Source organism: Polynucleobacter sp. AP-Capit-er-40B-B4 (assembly GCF_018882245.1).
In the GTDB taxonomy this organism is placed as follows: Bacteria; Pseudomonadota; Gammaproteobacteria; order Burkholderiales; family Burkholderiaceae; genus Polynucleobacter.
This window is the reverse complement of sequence record NZ_JACVOV010000001.1, coordinates 718,666-733,838: the sequence shown is the minus strand read 5'-3', so window position 1 is coordinate 733,838 and position 15,173 is coordinate 718,666. Positions and strand designations below refer to the sequence as shown.

Here is a 15,173-nt window from a genome sequence, read left to right as displayed (position 1 = left end):
ATTTGATTATATCCATACATGAAAGCCTCACAATCATTTCTCGCCACGCTAAAAGAAGCCCCCTCTGACGCCGAGGTGGTTTCGCACAAGCTCATGGTGCGCGCAGGATTAATTCGCAAGCTCAGCGCAGGCGTCTACAACTATTTACCGCTGGGTTTGAAGGTGATTCGCAAGGTAGAAAACATCATTCGCGAAGAAATGAATCGTGCTGGCGCCATTGAATTGCTGATGCCAATGATTCAGCCTGCTGAACTGTGGCAAGAGACTGGTCGCTGGGAAAAGATGGGTCCGGAGTTACTCCGCATCAAAGATCGCCACGATCGGGATTTCTTAATCCAGCCAACTTCCGAAGAAGTGATTACGGATTTGGCTCGCAATGAGATTAAGAGTTACAAGCAATTGCCGGTCAACTTTTATCAAATCCAAACGAAGTTCCGCGATGAGCGTCGCCCTCGTTTTGGCATCATGCGTGGTCGAGAGTTCAGCATGAAAGATGCTTACTCATTCGATCGTGATGTTGAGGGCCTCAAGAAGTCTTATCAAATCATGTTTGATGCTTACACTCGGATCTTTAAGCGTATGGGTCTCCAGTTCCGTGCGGTAACTGCTGACAACGGCGCTATTGGTGGCTCTGGCAGTCAAGAGTTCCATGTGATTGCTGATACCGGTGAAGACGCTATTGTTTACTGTCCTGATTCTGATTACGCCGCTAATTTAGAGGCAGCGGAATCGCTGGCTTTGATAGCTAGTCGAGCTGCAGCTTCTGCTGCTATGAGCAAAGTTCCAACGCCTGATAAAACCAATTGCGTTGATGTAGCTAAGTTCTTAAATATTCCGCTTGAGTCCACTGTGAAGTCCTTGCTATTTGCTGCTGATCAAGAAAATGGACCGGCCAAACTATTTATGTTGTTAGTCCGCGGTGATCATGAGCTTAACGAAGTAAAAGCCAGCAAGATTCCCGGAATGGCTGAATCTCGTTTTGCTACAGAAGCAGAAATTAAACAAGCTTGTAATGCGCCTGCGGGCTACTTAGGTCCTATTGGTGTGAGTGCTGATGTGACTGTTGTTGCTGATCGTACTGTTGCCAATATGGCGGATTTTGTTTGCGGCGCTAATGAGGCTGGTCACCATATAACTGGTGTGAACTGGGGCCGTGACTTACCGGAGCCTTTGGTTTTAGATATTCGTAATGCAATTATTGGCGATCCTTCTCCGGATGGCAAAGGTGTTGTTGATATTTGCCGTGGCATTGAAGTGGGCCATGTATTTCAATTGGGTACGCGTTATTCAGAAGCTATGGGTTGCACTTACTTGGATCAACAGGGCAAAGCTCAGCCGATGGTGATGGGTTGTTACGGCATCGGTGTGACGCGTTTGCTTGGCGCTGCGATTGAACAAGGGCATGATGAGAAGGGCATTATTTGGCCAATCTCGATGGCTCCATTTGAAGTGGTGATTTGCCCAATGGGTTACGAAAAGTCAGAAGCAGTAAAAGCTGCGTGCGATCAATTGCATGATGAGTTGTTGGCTGCAGGTATCGATGTGATTTTGGATGATCGTAACGAGCGTCCGGGCGCGATGTTTGCTGACTGGGAGTTAATCGGAGCACCGTTCCGTGTAGTCATTGGCGATCGTGGTTTAGCAGATTCTCAAGTGGAATTCAAAGGTCGCACTGATACCGAATCTCAAAACATCCCGCTGGCTGAAATTAAGGCGAAAGTTATTGCTGCAGTTCAAGCCGCTAAAGAATCAATCGTTTAAGTACTCTAGAGTTGGTTATTTCTTAAAGAGTCCGCCAATACCCTTGGCGGCTCCTTTTGCAGCCATAGCGGCCATGGTGCGCGCCATTTTTCCACCCTTGAATTGCTTCATCATGGTTTGCATTTGCTCGAATTGAGCAAGCAGGCGATTGACCTCTTGCACTTCCACACCAGAGCCTGCAGCAATACGACGCTTGCGACTAGCTTTGAGTAATTCAGGTTTTCTGCGCTCTTGAGGTGTCATGCTGTCAATAATTCCACGCATGCGCGTGGTTTGTTTGTCGGCATTGCTTAAATTAGTTTTGGAAGCAGCTTGCGCCACTTGGCTTGGTAGCTTATCCATCAGGCTAGCCATGCCGCCCATCTTTTGCATCTGCATGAGTTGATCGCGGAAATCCTCAAGATCAAAACCACCCTTAGAAATCTTGCTCGCTAATTTTTCTGCTTTAGCAACATCGACATGTTGCTGAGCTTGTTCAACCAAGGCAAGGATATCTCCCATACCCAGAATACGATTAGCCATGCGCTCAGCATCAAACGCCTCAAGCCCGTCCATCTTCTCGGCAACACCGATAAATTTGAGAGGCACACCGGTTACTTGGCGAACTGAGAGGGCTGCACCACCACGAGAGTCGCCATCTAACTTCGTCAAGATGACGCCGGTTAATGGGAGCGCCTCATGGAAGGCTTTAGCGGTATTCACAGCATCTTGGCCGAGCATCGCATCGACTACGAATAGGGTCTCAATTGGATTGAGGCTGGCATGCAAAGTTTTGATTTCTTGCATGAGTGCTTCATCAATACCCAGGCGACCCGCGGTATCCACCAAAACAACATCAAAGTAGTGGCGACGAGCCCAGTCTAGAGCGGCAAGAGCGATATCATTCGGTTTTTGACTTATATCGCTTGGGAAAAACTCAGCACCCACTTGTTTGGTAACAGTTTCTAATTGCTCAATCGCTGCTGGGCGATATACGTCGCATGAAACTGTTAATACTTTCTTTTTCTTTTTCTCTTGCAACCATTTTGCTAGTTTGCCAACAGAGGTCGTTTTACCTGCACCCTGTAAACCAGCCATCAAGATCACGGCAGGTGGCTGAGTTGCTAAATTGAGTTCACCACTTTGATTGGTATCGCCCATCATCACCTGGGCAAGTTCACGTTGCACTACGCCAACAAGAGCTTGTCCTGGACTTAGGCTTCCAACCACTTCCTCGCCAAGGGCTTTAAATTTAATTTGCTCAAGCAAAGACTTCACTACTGGAAGCGCTACGTCAGCCTCTAAAAGGGCTAAACGGATTTCCCGCAGCATTTCTGCAGTATTGGCTTCAGTGAGGCGGGCTTGACCCCGCATTGTTTTAACAACGCGAGATAGACGGTCGGTGAGGTTTTCTAGCATTTATCGATTAGACTTTCCAGATGGATATTTTAGGTTACTCAAGTTACGGATGGCTTCCTTCCGCACTTTATTTAGTGCTTTTGCTGGTTTTAAGCTTCAAAGCCAAGAGCGGCGTGGAGTCTAGGTTCTCAACAGCCATGGTGCAGACTGCTATTTTTGTAATTTTGGTGATTCACGGGGTGCAGCTTCACGATTCTGTCTTCACTCCGGAAGGCTTTGTATTCGGTTTTGCGCAAGATTTATCCTTAATTGCATGGGTTGGCCTAGCCTTTTATTGGTTCCAATCTTGGTTTTTGCCCATCTCCAGCCTGCGTTGGATGGCTTTAATGTTTGCGCTGATTTGCGCATTCCTTCCTAATTTATTTCCCGGAGTCTTAATTTCACCTAAGGCGGTTTCAGACCCCTGGTTCAAAGGTCACTTTGTTGTGGCGACGGTTGCAGTGGGCTTGTTGAGTTTGGCAGCTATGCACGCCATGCTCATGAGCGTGCAAGATCGTGCCCTGCATCGTCAGTTAGCCATTATTCCCAATGGAAGGCTAGCTCATTGGTTGGAGGATCTTCCGCCCTTAATGACGATGGAAAGTCTCCTATTCAACTTGCTCTACGTTGGTTTTGCACTTCTAAGTTTGACGGTCTTCTCCGGTTTGCTCTTTTCTCAAACTCTGTTTGGTAAACCGTTGGTGTTTGATCACAAAACAATTTTTGCTTTGGTCTCATGGGTTTTGTTTGCAGGATTGCTGTTAGCTCGCTGGCGAGTAGGTTTGCGCGGAAGGGCTGCAATTCGTTGGGTATTAAGTGCTTACACAGCTTTACTGCTTGCTTATGTAGGTAGCCGCTTTGTGCTTGAAGTCATTTTGCAGAGAGCGTAATTCTTGTTTAAGTGGCTTTTATTAATTGCGGGCGCTGGCCTTGTTTATCTTTGGATTAAAGGTAAAAAGCAGGCTAAGCTCAACGCTGAAAATTCTGCCAAACCCAGTAAAGATAAGCCCAAGAAGGCTGTAGATCCTGAGGTCATGGTGCAGTGTCAATATTGCAAAGTGCATCTTCCGCAACCAGAAGCAATTGCTTATGACGATCGTTTCTACTGCTCAAAAGGGCATCTGCATGCCCTTGATTCCGAAGGTTGGATTGGTAATGCACATTGGCATCTTTCGCCTAACCAAGATATCAGGCCTGAGAATATTCAACCCGATCTTGCGGTAATTCATCACATTAGTCTGCCACCTGGCGAATTTAGAAAGCAGGATTCCAGTAGATATATCGTGGATTTTTTTCAAAACAAGCTAGACCCAAATCAGCATCCCTATTTTGAGGAGATTGCTGATCAAAAAGTATCAAGCCATTTCTTGATAACACGCTCTGGATCGTTAATGCAGTTTGTATCTACTCACAAGAAAGCTTGGCATGCTGGAGTCTCTGATTTTCTTGGTAGGGAAAAGTGCAATGACTTTTCTATTGGCATTGAGCTAGAGGGTGATGGCGACACACCATTTGAGTCTGTCCAATACCAAGCCCTAGCAAATCTCATTGAAAAATTGACAAGCACATACCCAGATTTGCAATTTGCTGGACACAGCGATATTGCCCCTGAGCGCAAAACAGATCCTGGAATATATTTTGATTGGAAAAAGTTCCAAAAAGAGACAGGAATTTCTGCCAAAAAACTGCCCTTCGGTTTGGATTCTCGATAAGCAAGTTTTGTATGTGAGCGTACGCTTACTTTTACAGCCTTTGTCTAAAAAGGGCCAAAAAATCCGCACCAAAATGACCCCAAAATAAGTGGAAAACTTAGTAAAAGTACTAGTAAATATTTGTAATAAATAGCTTACCAAATACTAAATATTTCCCTATACTTAGTGCCTAATGCACTTCAAGACACTAGATGTAGTGTTTGAATCCAGCAATACCCCATTGTTTTTTAACGATTTTTTGTCCAAATAACTATATATAGACGCAGGAGCAACATGACATACGCTAATCCACAGACAGCAGACCAATCCGCTGGAGCGAATAACCCAGGAATGAGTCCTGCAGGGGCAATGAATCAAGCCCCTTCCGCCGGCTTTGTGGCTGGTGGTGTTGGTGGCACTCAGGCAACACAATTGTCTGATTACAAAATCATTCGCCGCAACGGTTCCGTTGTTGCTTTTGAACCATCCAAAATTGCCATTGCTGTAACTAAAGCTTTTTTAGCGGTTAATGGCGGCCAAGGCGCTGCATCTGCACGCGTTCGTGAGCAAGTTGAGCAACTGACGCATTCAGTTGTGCGCGCATTATTGCGTAGCCGTCCAAACGGTGGCACTTTCCACATTGAAGATATTCAAGACCAGGTTGAGTTGGCTTTGATGCGCAGTGGCGAGCACAACGTTGCTCGTGCATATGTTCTCTATCGTGAAAAGCGCAACCAAGAACGTGCTGCTCAGCAAGAAGTTTCACAAGAAGCACAAACCGCTAATCAGGCCGGTGAGTCTGGCATCAAAGTTAGCGATAACGGTGTTGAGAAGTGGCTGGATATGGCCGCTTTGCGCACAGTGATTGAAGCTGCTTGTGAGGGCCTGGGAACACATATTGATGCAACCCCAATCATCACTGAAACCATTAAGAATTTGTATGACGGCGTACCAATGGCTCAGGTGTATGACTCCGCGATCTTGGCATCCCGCACATTGATTGAAAAAGATCCTGCATACAGCCAAGTAACTGCGCGCATTTTGATGCACGTGATTCGTAAAGAAATCTTGGGCAAAGAAGTATTGCAAGGTGACATGCAGGCTGAGTACAGCACCTATTTTGCTAAGTACATCAACGAAGGCATTTCTGCTGAATTGTTAGATCCACGCATGCGTGAGTTTGATTTGCCACGCCTGGCTGCAGCCTTGAATGCTAGCCGTGATTTGCAATTTAACTATCTCGGCTTGCAGACTTTGTATGACCGCTATTTCTTGCACATTGAAGACCGTCGCATTGAGATGCCACAGGCTTTCTTCATGCGCGTAGCAATGGGCTTATCCCTTAATGAATTGGACCGTGAGCGCCGTGCGATCGAGTTTTATGAAATCCTCTCTACATTTGATTTCATGTCCAGCACACCAACATTATTCAATTCAGCTACAACACGTCCACAGCTCTCTAGCTGCTACTTGACTACTGTAGATGATGACCTTGATGGCATTTACGAAGCATTGAAAGAAAACGCATTGTTGTCTAAGTTTGCCGGTGGTTTGGGTAACGACTGGACTAACGTTCGTGCGTTGGGAAGTCATATCAAAGGTACTAACGGTAAATCACAAGGTGTTGTGCCATTCTTGAAAGTGGTTAATGACACCGCTGTTGCTGTTAACCAAGGCGGTAAGCGTAAGGGTGCGGTTTGCGCCTACTTGGAAACATGGCACTTAGATATCGAAGAGTTCTTGGAGTTGCGTAAGAACACAGGCGACGATCGTCGTCGTACACATGATATGAATACCTCTAACTGGATTCCTGACTTGTTCATGAAGCGCGTTATGGAAGGTGGCGATTGGACTTTGTTCTCTCCATCCAATACTCCTGATTTGCATGACAAGTTTGGCAAAGCTTTTGAAGAGGCTTATGTTGCTTATGAGCAAAAAGCTGATCGTGGTGATTTGAAGCCATTCCGCCGTATTCCAGCGCAGCAATTGTGGCGCAAGATGCTCGGTATGTTGTTTGAAACTGGTCACCCATGGATCACATTTAAAGATCCTTGCAACATTCGTAGCCCACAGCAGCACATTGGCGTAGTTCACTCATCTAACCTCTGTACTGAGATCACTCTTAATACAAACGAGACTGAGATTGCGGTTTGTAACTTGGGTTCTGTGAACTTAACCGCTCACATGACAACTGATGCTAACGGCAAGATGATTTTGGATCACGAGAAGCTCCAAAGAACAGTTCGCACTGCAATGCGTATGTTGGACAACGTGATTGATATCAACTACTACGCAGTAGCTAAAGCTCGCAACTCCAACTTGAAGCATCGCCCAGTTGGTATGGGCATCATGGGCTTCCAGGATTGCTTGCATATGCAACGTATTCCTTATGCTAGTGATGAGGCTGTGAAGTTTGCTGATTCTTCCATGGAAGCGGTTTGCTACTACGCTTATCAGGCATCCAATGAATTGGCTGAAGAGCGTGGCGTTTACAGTACATACAAAGGTTCATTGTGGGATCGCGGCATCCTCCCACAGGATTCAGTAGCGATGTTGGCAGCTGAGCGTGGTGGCTATGTGGAAGTAGACAGCTCTTCCACTATGGACTGGAGTGGTTTACGTGCACGTATCAAGCAACACGGCATGCGCAACTCAAACTGCGTAGCGATTGCGCCAACAGCAACGATTTCCAACATTATTGGTGTTTCCGCTTGTATCGAGCCTACATTCCAGAACTTGTTCGTGAAATCTAACCTTTCTGGCGAATTCACAGTGGTAAACGAGTACTTGGTGCGTGATTTAAAAGATCGCGGCCTCTGGGATGAAGTCATGATTGCCGATTTGAAGTACTTTGACGGTACTTTATCTAAGATCGATCGCATTCCACAAGATTTGCGTGATTTATACGCAACAGCCTTTGAAGTTGAGCCAACCTGGTTGGTTGAGGCAGCTTCTCGTCGTCAAAAGTGGATTGACCAAGCACAGTCATTGAATATTTACATGGCCGGCGCTTCTGGCAAGAAATTGGATGACACCTACAAGTTGGCTTGGTTGCGCGGCTTGAAGACGACTTATTACCTCCGCACAATGGCTGCTACTCACGTTGAGAAATCAACCGTTGCTAGCGGTCAGTTGAACTCTGTTTCTAGTGGCGGCGGCGTAAATGGTACTGATGCAGCTGCAGCTGCTGCTGGTGGCGGTGTTGAGGCGGACGGTCCGGTTTGCACAATGCGCCCAGGCGACGCTGGTTTCGAAGAATGTGAAGCATGCCAATAAGCCATTCGCTTATTGGTCATAAATAGAAGAATTAGGAGAGAGTTATGTTGAATTGGGAAGAGGAAGTTGCTCCAGCACTAGCGAAAGCTAGTATTGCACCGCAGCCGGTTGCAGTGGAGCCACAACGTCCACAGCCAGATCAAGTGGCAATGGCACCACAAGCTGCAGCACCTGCGCAAGTGGCGGCCGCTAATTTATCTGGCGGCGCAGCTTTGCGTGTAAATGCCGCGGATAAGCGCGTGATTAATGCTAAGACTGACGTAAATCAGCTGGTTCCATTTAAGTACAAATGGGCTTGGGAGAAGTATTTGGCAGGTTGTGCAAACCACTGGATGCCACAAGAGATCAATATGAACCGCGATATCGCGCTTTGGAAAGATCCAAATGGCCTGACAGAAGATGAGCGCCGCATTATTAAACGCAATCTGGGTTTCTTCACAACAGCCGATTCTTTGGCTGCAAACAATATTGTTTTGGGTACTTATCGCCACATTACCGCTCCAGAATGCCGCCAATACCTATTGCGCCAGGCTTTTGAGGAGGCGATTCACACTCATGCGTACCAATATATTGTGGAATCTTTAGGCTTAGATCAGTCTGAAATCTTCAATGCGTACAACGAGATTGAGTCAATTCGCGCTAAAGACCAGTTCTTAATTCCCTTTATCGACGTATTAACAGATCCAAATTTCAAGACTGGCACATTAGAAAACGATCAAAAATTACTTCGTTCGCTGATTGTTTTTGCTTGCGTAATGGAAGGTTTGTTCTTTTATGTTGGTTTTACGCAAATACTTGCGATGGGTCGTCAAAACAAAATGACGGGTGCTGCTGAGCAGTATCAATACATCCTTCGCGACGAGTCAATGCACTGTAATTTCGGTATCGATTTAATTAACCAAATCAAGCTGGAGAACCCGCAGTTATGGACTTCCGCGTTCAAAGACGAGATCAAATCCATCTTCGAAAAAGCGGTCGAATTAGAGTACCGTTATGCCGAAGATACGATGCCTCGCGGAGTGCTCGGATTGAACGCTCCGATGTTCAAAGGGTACCTAAGATACATTTGTAATCGCAGATGTTTGCAAATAGGACTTGACGCGATGTTCCCAAATGAAGAGAATCCATTTCCATGGATGTCAGAAATGATTGATCTGAAAAAAGAACGAAACTTTTTTGAGACACGCGTTATTGAGTATCAAACCGGTGGTGCGCTTAGTTGGGAATAGTAGGACTGAAGTAAAGCGCACAACTGGCTAAATAGGAGATTAGACGGTTGGATAGTTTTAGAAGTCAGCAAAACCAGACTCAAATCCGAAAACCCTTGCTCAAGGGTGCCTGGGCTATTCTCTCTATTTTTTCCAGCACATTTAAGAAGCCGTTGTCCTTCGGGGCCACGGCTTTTTTTCCAAGATTCATTAGCGTGCAGCACTTAGTATCAAGCCGCGCGCCGATGAATGGCTCGCTCGTCAGATCCAAAAGGTTGCAAAACCAGGCGGAAATGAGTGGTCGGGTCTTCTTAATGTAGTTTGTACTAATCCTCACGTGAAGGAGCATTACTATGGCAACTGCCAAGAAAAAACCTGCTGCAAAGAAACCAGCTGCGAAGAAAAAAGTAGCTGCTAAGAAGCCTGCTGCTAAAAAAGTAGCTGCTAAGAAGAAACCAGCTGCGAAGAAAAAAGTAGCTGCTAAGAAGCCTGCTGCTAAAAAAGTAGCTAAAAAGCGTCCTGCTGCTAAAAAAGCTGCTGCTAAAAAGCCAGCTGCTAAAAAAGTAGCTAAAAAGAAGCCTGCTGCTAAGAAAAAAGCTGCTGCTAAGAAGCCTGCTGCTAAAAAAGCTGCAAAAAAGGTTGCTAAAAAGCGCGTAGCAAAAAAAAAGTAAGTAAGCCTGCTGCGAAGAAAGCGGGCTCTGCTGTAAAAAAGCCCGCGGCTAAGAAAGCTGCACCAGCGACTAGTGCGTTGAATCCTGCCGCTGCTTGGCCCTTCCCAACTGGCACACGTCCTTAAACAGACGGGTGTTACTAGAAGGGGTCTCTCACGAGACCCCTTTTTTTATTTCCTCAATCCGGATGACTCAAGCTTGAGTCAAAGAATGCTTAGAAGCTAAAGCCAAACGCCGCTTTAAATTGGCTTGCAATCTGATCTTTGCTCAATTGGTGATTTTGTGGTCCTTGATGGGTAATTTTGATTGAACCCATGAGGCTAGCTAGGCGACCAGTCGTCTCCCAGTCCATACCGTTTTCCAAACCAAAGAGTAGGCCGCCGCGGAATGCATCACCGCAACCAGTTGGGTCAACCACTTTTGCTGCCGGTACAGGCGGAATAGCAATGCATTTGCCATCAACATAGATGTCGGCCCCTTCGGCGCCTTTGGTAACAATCAGCGCCTTGACTCGCTCAGCCACTTTTGCCAAGCTCAATCCTGTTCTTTGCGAAAGCATTTCTCCCTCATAGTCATTAACGGCCAGGTAGCTGGCGATGTCGACTAGTTCAAGCAACTCTGGGCCGTTGAACATCGGCAAGCCTTGGCCTGGATCAAAGATGAATGGAATATTGGCATCGGCCAATTGGTGGCAGTGCTCCCACATGCCTTGGCGACCATCGGGGGCGACAATTCCTAATTTAGCTGCGCCCTTAGCATTTTTGCTGCGCTCGGCAACAACCGCAGAAACTTGGTTTAGGTGTGACTCACCCATTGCGCCCGGGTGGAAGGCGGTAATTTGATTATTCGCCTGATCAGTGGTGATCATGGCTTGGGCGGTAAACGCTTTTTCGATCTGGCGAATATGGCTCGCATCAATCTTGAGTTGCTCAAGGCGGTTCATGTACGGTATCGCATCGCCACCAACGGTAGCCATGATGATGGGGTCGCCACCCAAAAGATTAAGGTTGTAGGCAATATTGCCTGCGCAACCACCAAATTCGCGACGCATGGTTGGAACCAAAAAGGCTACGTTCAGGATATGAATCTGCTCAGGCAGGATTTGATCGGCAAATTTGCCTTCAAAGTTCATGATGGTGTCGTAGGCGATAGAGCCACAGATCAAGCTAGCCATAAATTACTTTCTTTAGAAAAATAAGGGGATAAATGCGTTATTGATGAATGGATTTAGGGGTAGAGCACCCGCACGCGATAACCCGCAGCGTTTGGTGGCAGTGAAATAGCTAATTCAATCTGCAAAAGCTCGCCAGAAGGCACACCCTTTTTTAAAAAATCAGGGTGAGTGTCTTGCCAAGTTTTGGGAAGCCATTCTTGTGGGGTGAATTGCAATGATTTGATTTCAGATTCTTCTGCATCAGTCAAAGTAATTTCTAAATTTGGCGGTAAAACGGTAATAGCAAGACGATTTTGTATCTCAACTTGCAACATAGATTGATTTGTGACGCTTTTAAGCCCTTCTCGCGCGTTTTCTGGTGAAAGTGTGGCTGAAGTTATTTTCCAAGCGGCAAAATCGCTTACAGCGCGATCTAGACATCCCAGTGTGCGACAAAGTTTTGCATCCACACGCTGTAAAACAGAAAATGAATTCACGAAAAAAGAATTTGATGTGCCATCAACGCGTGGTGCAAGTGCTGGGAGCAATGAATTTCTTGAGAGATGCTCTCCAAAAACCAGTAAGAGCAGCAATAAGCCAGCGTAAAGGACTAATTTAAGACTTTTTTTTTGAGCAGGTGTAGCAAAAGCAGTATTGGCAGCACTTTGCTTATCTTGGTTGAGGGTGCCATGCAAGCAAACCCAGCCTTCGCTCTCTTTCCAGACTGAAAGCGTTAACCATTGGCTGTAAGTAGCAATCACTTCCTCTGCTTGGCGGGCAAGTACACCCGATAAAACAATGCGTCCGCCCAATTTCATCTTATTTACCAGAGCAGGAGCAAGCACTTGCAGTGGATTGGCCAAAATATTGGCCATGACAATGTCGTATTTGGTTTCTGCAGCAAGTTCGATTGCGCCTTCGTTTGGCAGAACAAAGCGAATAGTGGTGTGATTGATTTCTGCATTGCTACGTGCGGCAACCATAGCTTGAGGATCGATATCAGTACCAATAACGGGATTGCAGCCTAGTTTGGCTGCGGCAATAGCCAAAATTCCTGATCCACAACCGTAATCCAAAAGGCTCTGGTTCTGAAGATTGTTTTGTTGCTCAAGCCATAGAAGGCATAAATGGGTTGTTGGGTGACTTCCTGTACCAAATGCAAGCCCTGGATCAACAGCTAGACAGATTGCATTTGGATCGGTTGGCGCATCGTGCCATGAAGGTACCACCCAAATGCGCTCACCAATTTGAATGGGTGCAAATTGACTTTGAGTTAGTCGAACCCAGTCTTGTTCTTCAACGGTCTTTTCTTGGGGAGGCGCTAAGTTAAAGCCTGCTTCTTTTAAGGAAGTAAGCAGCTCCGGGATAAATTCCGCGCTGCCAGAAGCATCAATCTCAGGATTAAATAGAGCGGTTACTGCAGATCGATCCCAGGCTTGTACTTCTGGGGAAAGCCCTGGCTCTCCGTAGAGAGGATTTTCGTCGTATCCACCAGCAGCATCATCCTCAACGGTGACTGATAGGGCGCCCAAGTCCAAAAGCGCATCACCTAAAGGCTCTGCGGTTTCGGCAGCTACCGTGAATACCAGCTCACGATAAGACATGGGACGCTCGCATGAATTAGGACTTGCCGCGACTTGCAGCTTGCTCTTCTAAGCGATGCTCCAAGTAGTGAATGCTGGTGCCGCCTTCAATGAAGTTGGGGTCTAACATCAATTCACGATGGAGTGGCACGTTGGTCGTAATGCCATCAATCACCATTTCGGAGAGTGCAATCTGCATACGGCGAATAGCTTGCTCACGGGTATTGCCGTAAGAAATCAATTTACCAATCATAGAGTCGTAATTGGATGGCACTACATAACCGCTGTATGCATGTGAGTCAACGCGAATACCAGGACCACCTGGCATATGGAATGAACCAATCTTGCCTGGACTTGGAGTGAACTTGAATGGATCTTCGGCATTTAAGCGGCACTCAATGGCATGTCCGCGGAAAACAATGTCTTTCTGGCGGTAACTGAGTTTGAGGCCAGCAGCAATGCGAATCTGTTCTTGAACAATATCCACACCAGTAATCATTTCAGTAACTGGATGTTCTACCTGAACACGGGTATTCATCTCGATAAAGAAGAATTCACCGTTTTCATAGAGGAATTCAAATGTACCGGCGCCGCGGTAGCCAATCTTGCGACAAGCTTCTGCACAACGCTCACCAATTTTGGCAATTAAACGACGATCAATGCCAGGGGCTGGAGCTTCTTCAATCACCTTTTGGTGGCGACGCTGCATAGAACAATCACGCTCACCTAACCAAATAGCATTGCCATGGGTGTCGGCCAGAATCTGAATCTCTACGTGACGAGGTTTCTCTAAAAACTTCTCCATATAGACTTCTGGGTTACCAAAAGCGCGTCCAGCTTCTTCACGCGTCATATTGACGGCGTTAATGAGGTGGGCCTCAGTGTGCACTACGCGCATACCGCGACCACCACCACCACCAGCTGCTTTAATGATGACGGGATAACCAACCTTTTTAGCGGTCGCAACAATCTCTTTTGGATTATCAGGAAGAGCGCCTTCAGAGCCAGGAACACAAGGCACGCCTGCTTTAATCATGGCGCGTTTAGCAGAAACCTTGTCACCCATTAAGCGAATGGATGCTGCTGTAGGCCCAATAAATGCAAAACCCGATTTTTCTACGCGCTCTGCGAAGTCAGCATTTTCAGAAAGGAATCCATAGCCAGGATGGATCGCTTCAGCGTCAGTTACTTCTGCTGCAGAAATAATCGCGGGCATATTGAGGTAGCTAAGTGGAGATGGTGCTGGCCCGATGCATACAGCTTCATCGGCGAGCCTCACATATTTCGCCTCTTTATCTGCGGTCGAATACACCACAACAGTTTTAATTCCCAACTCGCGGCATGCGCGTTGGATGCGGAGAGCAATTTCTCCCCGATTGGCAATCAGAATCTTATCGAACATGTCGGCTCTGAGTTAAGTAACGGTGAATTGGAATAGATCTAAGTCGATCTATTAGGCGATGATGAAAAGAGGCTGGTCAAACTCAACACCCTGACCGTTTTCACAGAGGATTTCTTTAACTACACCAGCATGCTCAGATTCAATTTCGTTGAGTAGCTTCATCGCTTCAATGATGCAAAGGGTTTGGCCTACTTTGACGGTATCACCAATGTTGACAAAGTTTGGCGATTCAGGATTTGGTGCGCGGTAGAAAGTACCAACCATTGGAGACTTCGCAACAAAACCAGTTTCAGCAGCAGGCGCCTCAACAGCTGCTGCTGGGGCGGGTGCGCTGGCAGCTGGTGCAGCTTGCATTGCTTGTACGGACGCCGGATTGGCGTAAACCACCTGGCCCGCTGGGGCTGGAGATCCAGCATTGACAATGCGAACGCGATCTTCACCTTCATTTACTTCCAGCTCAGAAATACCTGACTCAGAGACTAAGTCGATCAAGGTTTTTAGTTTTCTCAGATCCATGCGAGTGCTTCCTCTCTTGTAATTCTTTAAATAGATTTACTTCTTTAAACGTGTAATCGCTGCTTGCAACGCTAATTCATAGCCAATGGCGCCAAGCCCACAAATAACCCCCGTCGCAATATCAGACAGGTAGGAGTGCTTGCGGAATTCTTCACGCTGGTGAATATTGGATAAATGAACTTCAGTAAATGGAATGGCTACACCAGCCAATACATCGCGTAGGGCAACGCTGGTGTGAGTAAAGGCGCCTGGATTGATGATGATGAAATCAACACCATCTTGTTTGGCCTTCTGAATGCGGTCGATTAACTCACCTTCATGATTGCTTTGATAGGTGGCGAGATCAACGGATTGCGCTTTAGCCAGTTCGCCCAGCTTTTGGTGAATGTCTTCTAAGGTTGTCTTGCCGTAAACATCGGGTTCACGGGTGCCTAATAGATTTAGGTTTGGGCCTTGAATTACGAGAATTGAAGCTTTTTTCGACATAGATCCCTATTTTTAGAGGCAGTTAAGCGTTAATTGACGATCTGGACTT

The 15,173-nt window shown here is 46.6% G+C and carries 12 protein-coding genes and 1 pseudogene; 6 read left to right on the top strand and 7 right to left on the bottom strand.

What is annotated here, in order from left to right; genetic code table 11:
- Positions 1 to 18: 18 nt before the first annotated feature.
- Positions 19 to 1,761: a proline--tRNA ligase gene (locus tag ICN19_RS03655; protein WP_216245814.1), complete on the top strand. Its 1,743-nt coding sequence runs from the start codon at positions 19 to 21 to the stop codon at positions 1,759 to 1,761.
- A 15-nt stretch (positions 1,762 to 1,776) separates the two neighbouring features.
- Here the strand turns inward: ICN19_RS03655 and ffh are convergent, their stop codons facing one another.
- Complete coding sequence (gene ffh, locus ICN19_RS03650; protein WP_216245813.1) at positions 1,777 to 3,159, bottom strand: signal recognition particle protein; 1,383 nt, start codon at positions 3,157 to 3,159, stop codon at positions 1,777 to 1,779.
- A 20-nt stretch (positions 3,160 to 3,179) separates the two neighbouring features.
- On the opposite strand from ffh, the gene ICN19_RS03645 reads away from it, so the two are divergent.
- From ICN19_RS03645 to ICN19_RS03625, 5 genes are all read left to right on the top strand, one after another.
- Positions 3,180 to 4,028 carry an inner membrane protein YpjD gene (locus ICN19_RS03645; RefSeq protein ID WP_216245812.1) on the top strand — a complete coding sequence of 283 codons (849 nt, stop codon included), beginning with the start codon at positions 3,180 to 3,182 and terminating at the stop codon, positions 4,026 to 4,028.
- A gap of 3 nt (positions 4,029 to 4,031) precedes the next feature.
- A complete protein-coding gene (gene ampD, locus ICN19_RS03640) occupies positions 4,032 to 4,850 on the top strand; it encodes a 1,6-anhydro-N-acetylmuramyl-L-alanine amidase AmpD (RefSeq protein ID WP_255536919.1) in 819 nt (272 codons plus the stop codon).
- 330 nt (positions 4,851 to 5,180) lie between these two features.
- Complete coding sequence (locus tag ICN19_RS03635) at positions 5,181 to 8,105, top strand: ribonucleoside-diphosphate reductase subunit alpha (protein ID WP_370625141.1); 2,925 nt, start codon at positions 5,181 to 5,183, stop codon at positions 8,103 to 8,105.
- 44 nt (positions 8,106 to 8,149) lie between these two features.
- The gene (locus ICN19_RS03630; RefSeq protein ID WP_216245810.1) at positions 8,150 to 9,334 is read left to right on the top strand and encodes a ribonucleotide-diphosphate reductase subunit beta; all 1,185 of its coding nucleotides are present in this window, start codon (positions 8,150 to 8,152) and stop codon (positions 9,332 to 9,334) included.
- 332 nt (positions 9,335 to 9,666) lie between these two features.
- A complete protein-coding gene (locus ICN19_RS03625; RefSeq protein WP_304608694.1) occupies positions 9,667 to 9,984 on the top strand; it encodes a hypothetical protein in 318 nt (105 codons plus the stop codon).
- Between the two features lie 214 nt (positions 9,985 to 10,198).
- Here ICN19_RS03625 and ICN19_RS03620 read toward each other — a convergent pair whose 3' ends face one another.
- The 6 genes and pseudogenes from ICN19_RS03620 to aroQ all read right to left on the bottom strand — a co-directional run bounded on the left by ICN19_RS03620 (position 10,199) and on the right by aroQ (position 15,124).
- On the bottom strand, positions 10,199 to 11,158 hold the full coding sequence (locus ICN19_RS03620; RefSeq protein ID WP_216245809.1) for a carbohydrate kinase family protein: 960 nt from the start codon (positions 11,156 to 11,158) through the stop codon (positions 10,199 to 10,201).
- A 53-nt stretch (positions 11,159 to 11,211) separates the two neighbouring features.
- The gene (locus tag ICN19_RS10195; protein WP_255536947.1) at positions 11,212 to 11,730 is read right to left on the bottom strand and encodes a DUF3426 domain-containing protein; all 519 of its coding nucleotides are present in this window, start codon (positions 11,728 to 11,730) and stop codon (positions 11,212 to 11,214) included.
- Between the two features lie 75 nt (positions 11,731 to 11,805).
- Positions 11,806 to 12,741 (bottom strand): annotated as a pseudogene (gene prmA / locus ICN19_RS10190) (50S ribosomal protein L11 methyltransferase); the annotation flags it as partial.
- A 16-nt stretch (positions 12,742 to 12,757) separates the two neighbouring features.
- On the bottom strand, positions 12,758 to 14,122 hold the full coding sequence (gene accC / locus ICN19_RS03610) for an acetyl-CoA carboxylase biotin carboxylase subunit (RefSeq protein WP_216213539.1): 1,365 nt from the start codon (positions 14,120 to 14,122) through the stop codon (positions 12,758 to 12,760).
- 51 nt (positions 14,123 to 14,173) lie between these two features.
- The gene (gene accB / locus ICN19_RS03605; RefSeq protein WP_216245807.1) at positions 14,174 to 14,638 is read right to left on the bottom strand and encodes an acetyl-CoA carboxylase biotin carboxyl carrier protein; all 465 of its coding nucleotides are present in this window, start codon (positions 14,636 to 14,638) and stop codon (positions 14,174 to 14,176) included.
- Between the two features lie 36 nt (positions 14,639 to 14,674).
- Complete coding sequence (gene aroQ, locus ICN19_RS03600; RefSeq protein WP_216245806.1) at positions 14,675 to 15,124, bottom strand: type II 3-dehydroquinate dehydratase; 450 nt, start codon at positions 15,122 to 15,124, stop codon at positions 14,675 to 14,677.
- Between the last annotated feature and the right edge of the window lie 49 nt (positions 15,125 to 15,173).

Excerpts from the sequence above, each read along its gene's own strand:
- ICN19_RS03645 (WP_216245812.1), top strand. The coding sequence starts at position 3,180 with ATGGATATTTTAGGTTACTCAAGTTACGGATGGCTTCCTTCCGCACTT.
- ICN19_RS03630 (WP_216245810.1), top strand. The coding sequence starts at position 8,150 with ATGTTGAATTGGGAAGAGGAAGTTGCTCCAGCACTAGCGAAAGCTAGT.
- ICN19_RS03620 (WP_216245809.1), bottom strand. The coding sequence starts at position 11,158 with ATGGCTAGCTTGATCTGTGGCTCTATCGCCTACGACACCATCATGAAC.
- accC (WP_216213539.1), bottom strand. The coding sequence starts at position 14,122 with ATGTTCGATAAGATTCTGATTGCCAATCGGGGAGAAATTGCTCTCCGC.
- ffh (WP_216245813.1), bottom strand. The coding sequence starts at position 3,159 with ATGCTAGAAAACCTCACCGACCGTCTATCTCGCGTTGTTAAAACAATG.
- ICN19_RS03655 (WP_216245814.1), top strand. The coding sequence starts at position 19 with ATGAAAGCCTCACAATCATTTCTCGCCACGCTAAAAGAAGCCCCCTCT.
- aroQ (WP_216245806.1), bottom strand. The coding sequence starts at position 15,124 with ATGTCGAAAAAAGCTTCAATTCTCGTAATTCAAGGCCCAAACCTAAAT.
- ICN19_RS03625 (WP_304608694.1), top strand. The coding sequence starts at position 9,667 with ATGGCAACTGCCAAGAAAAAACCTGCTGCAAAGAAACCAGCTGCGAAG.
- ICN19_RS03635 (WP_370625141.1), top strand. The coding sequence starts at position 5,181 with ATGAGTCCTGCAGGGGCAATGAATCAAGCCCCTTCCGCCGGCTTTGTG.
- accB (WP_216245807.1), bottom strand. The coding sequence starts at position 14,638 with ATGGATCTGAGAAAACTAAAAACCTTGATCGACTTAGTCTCTGAGTCA.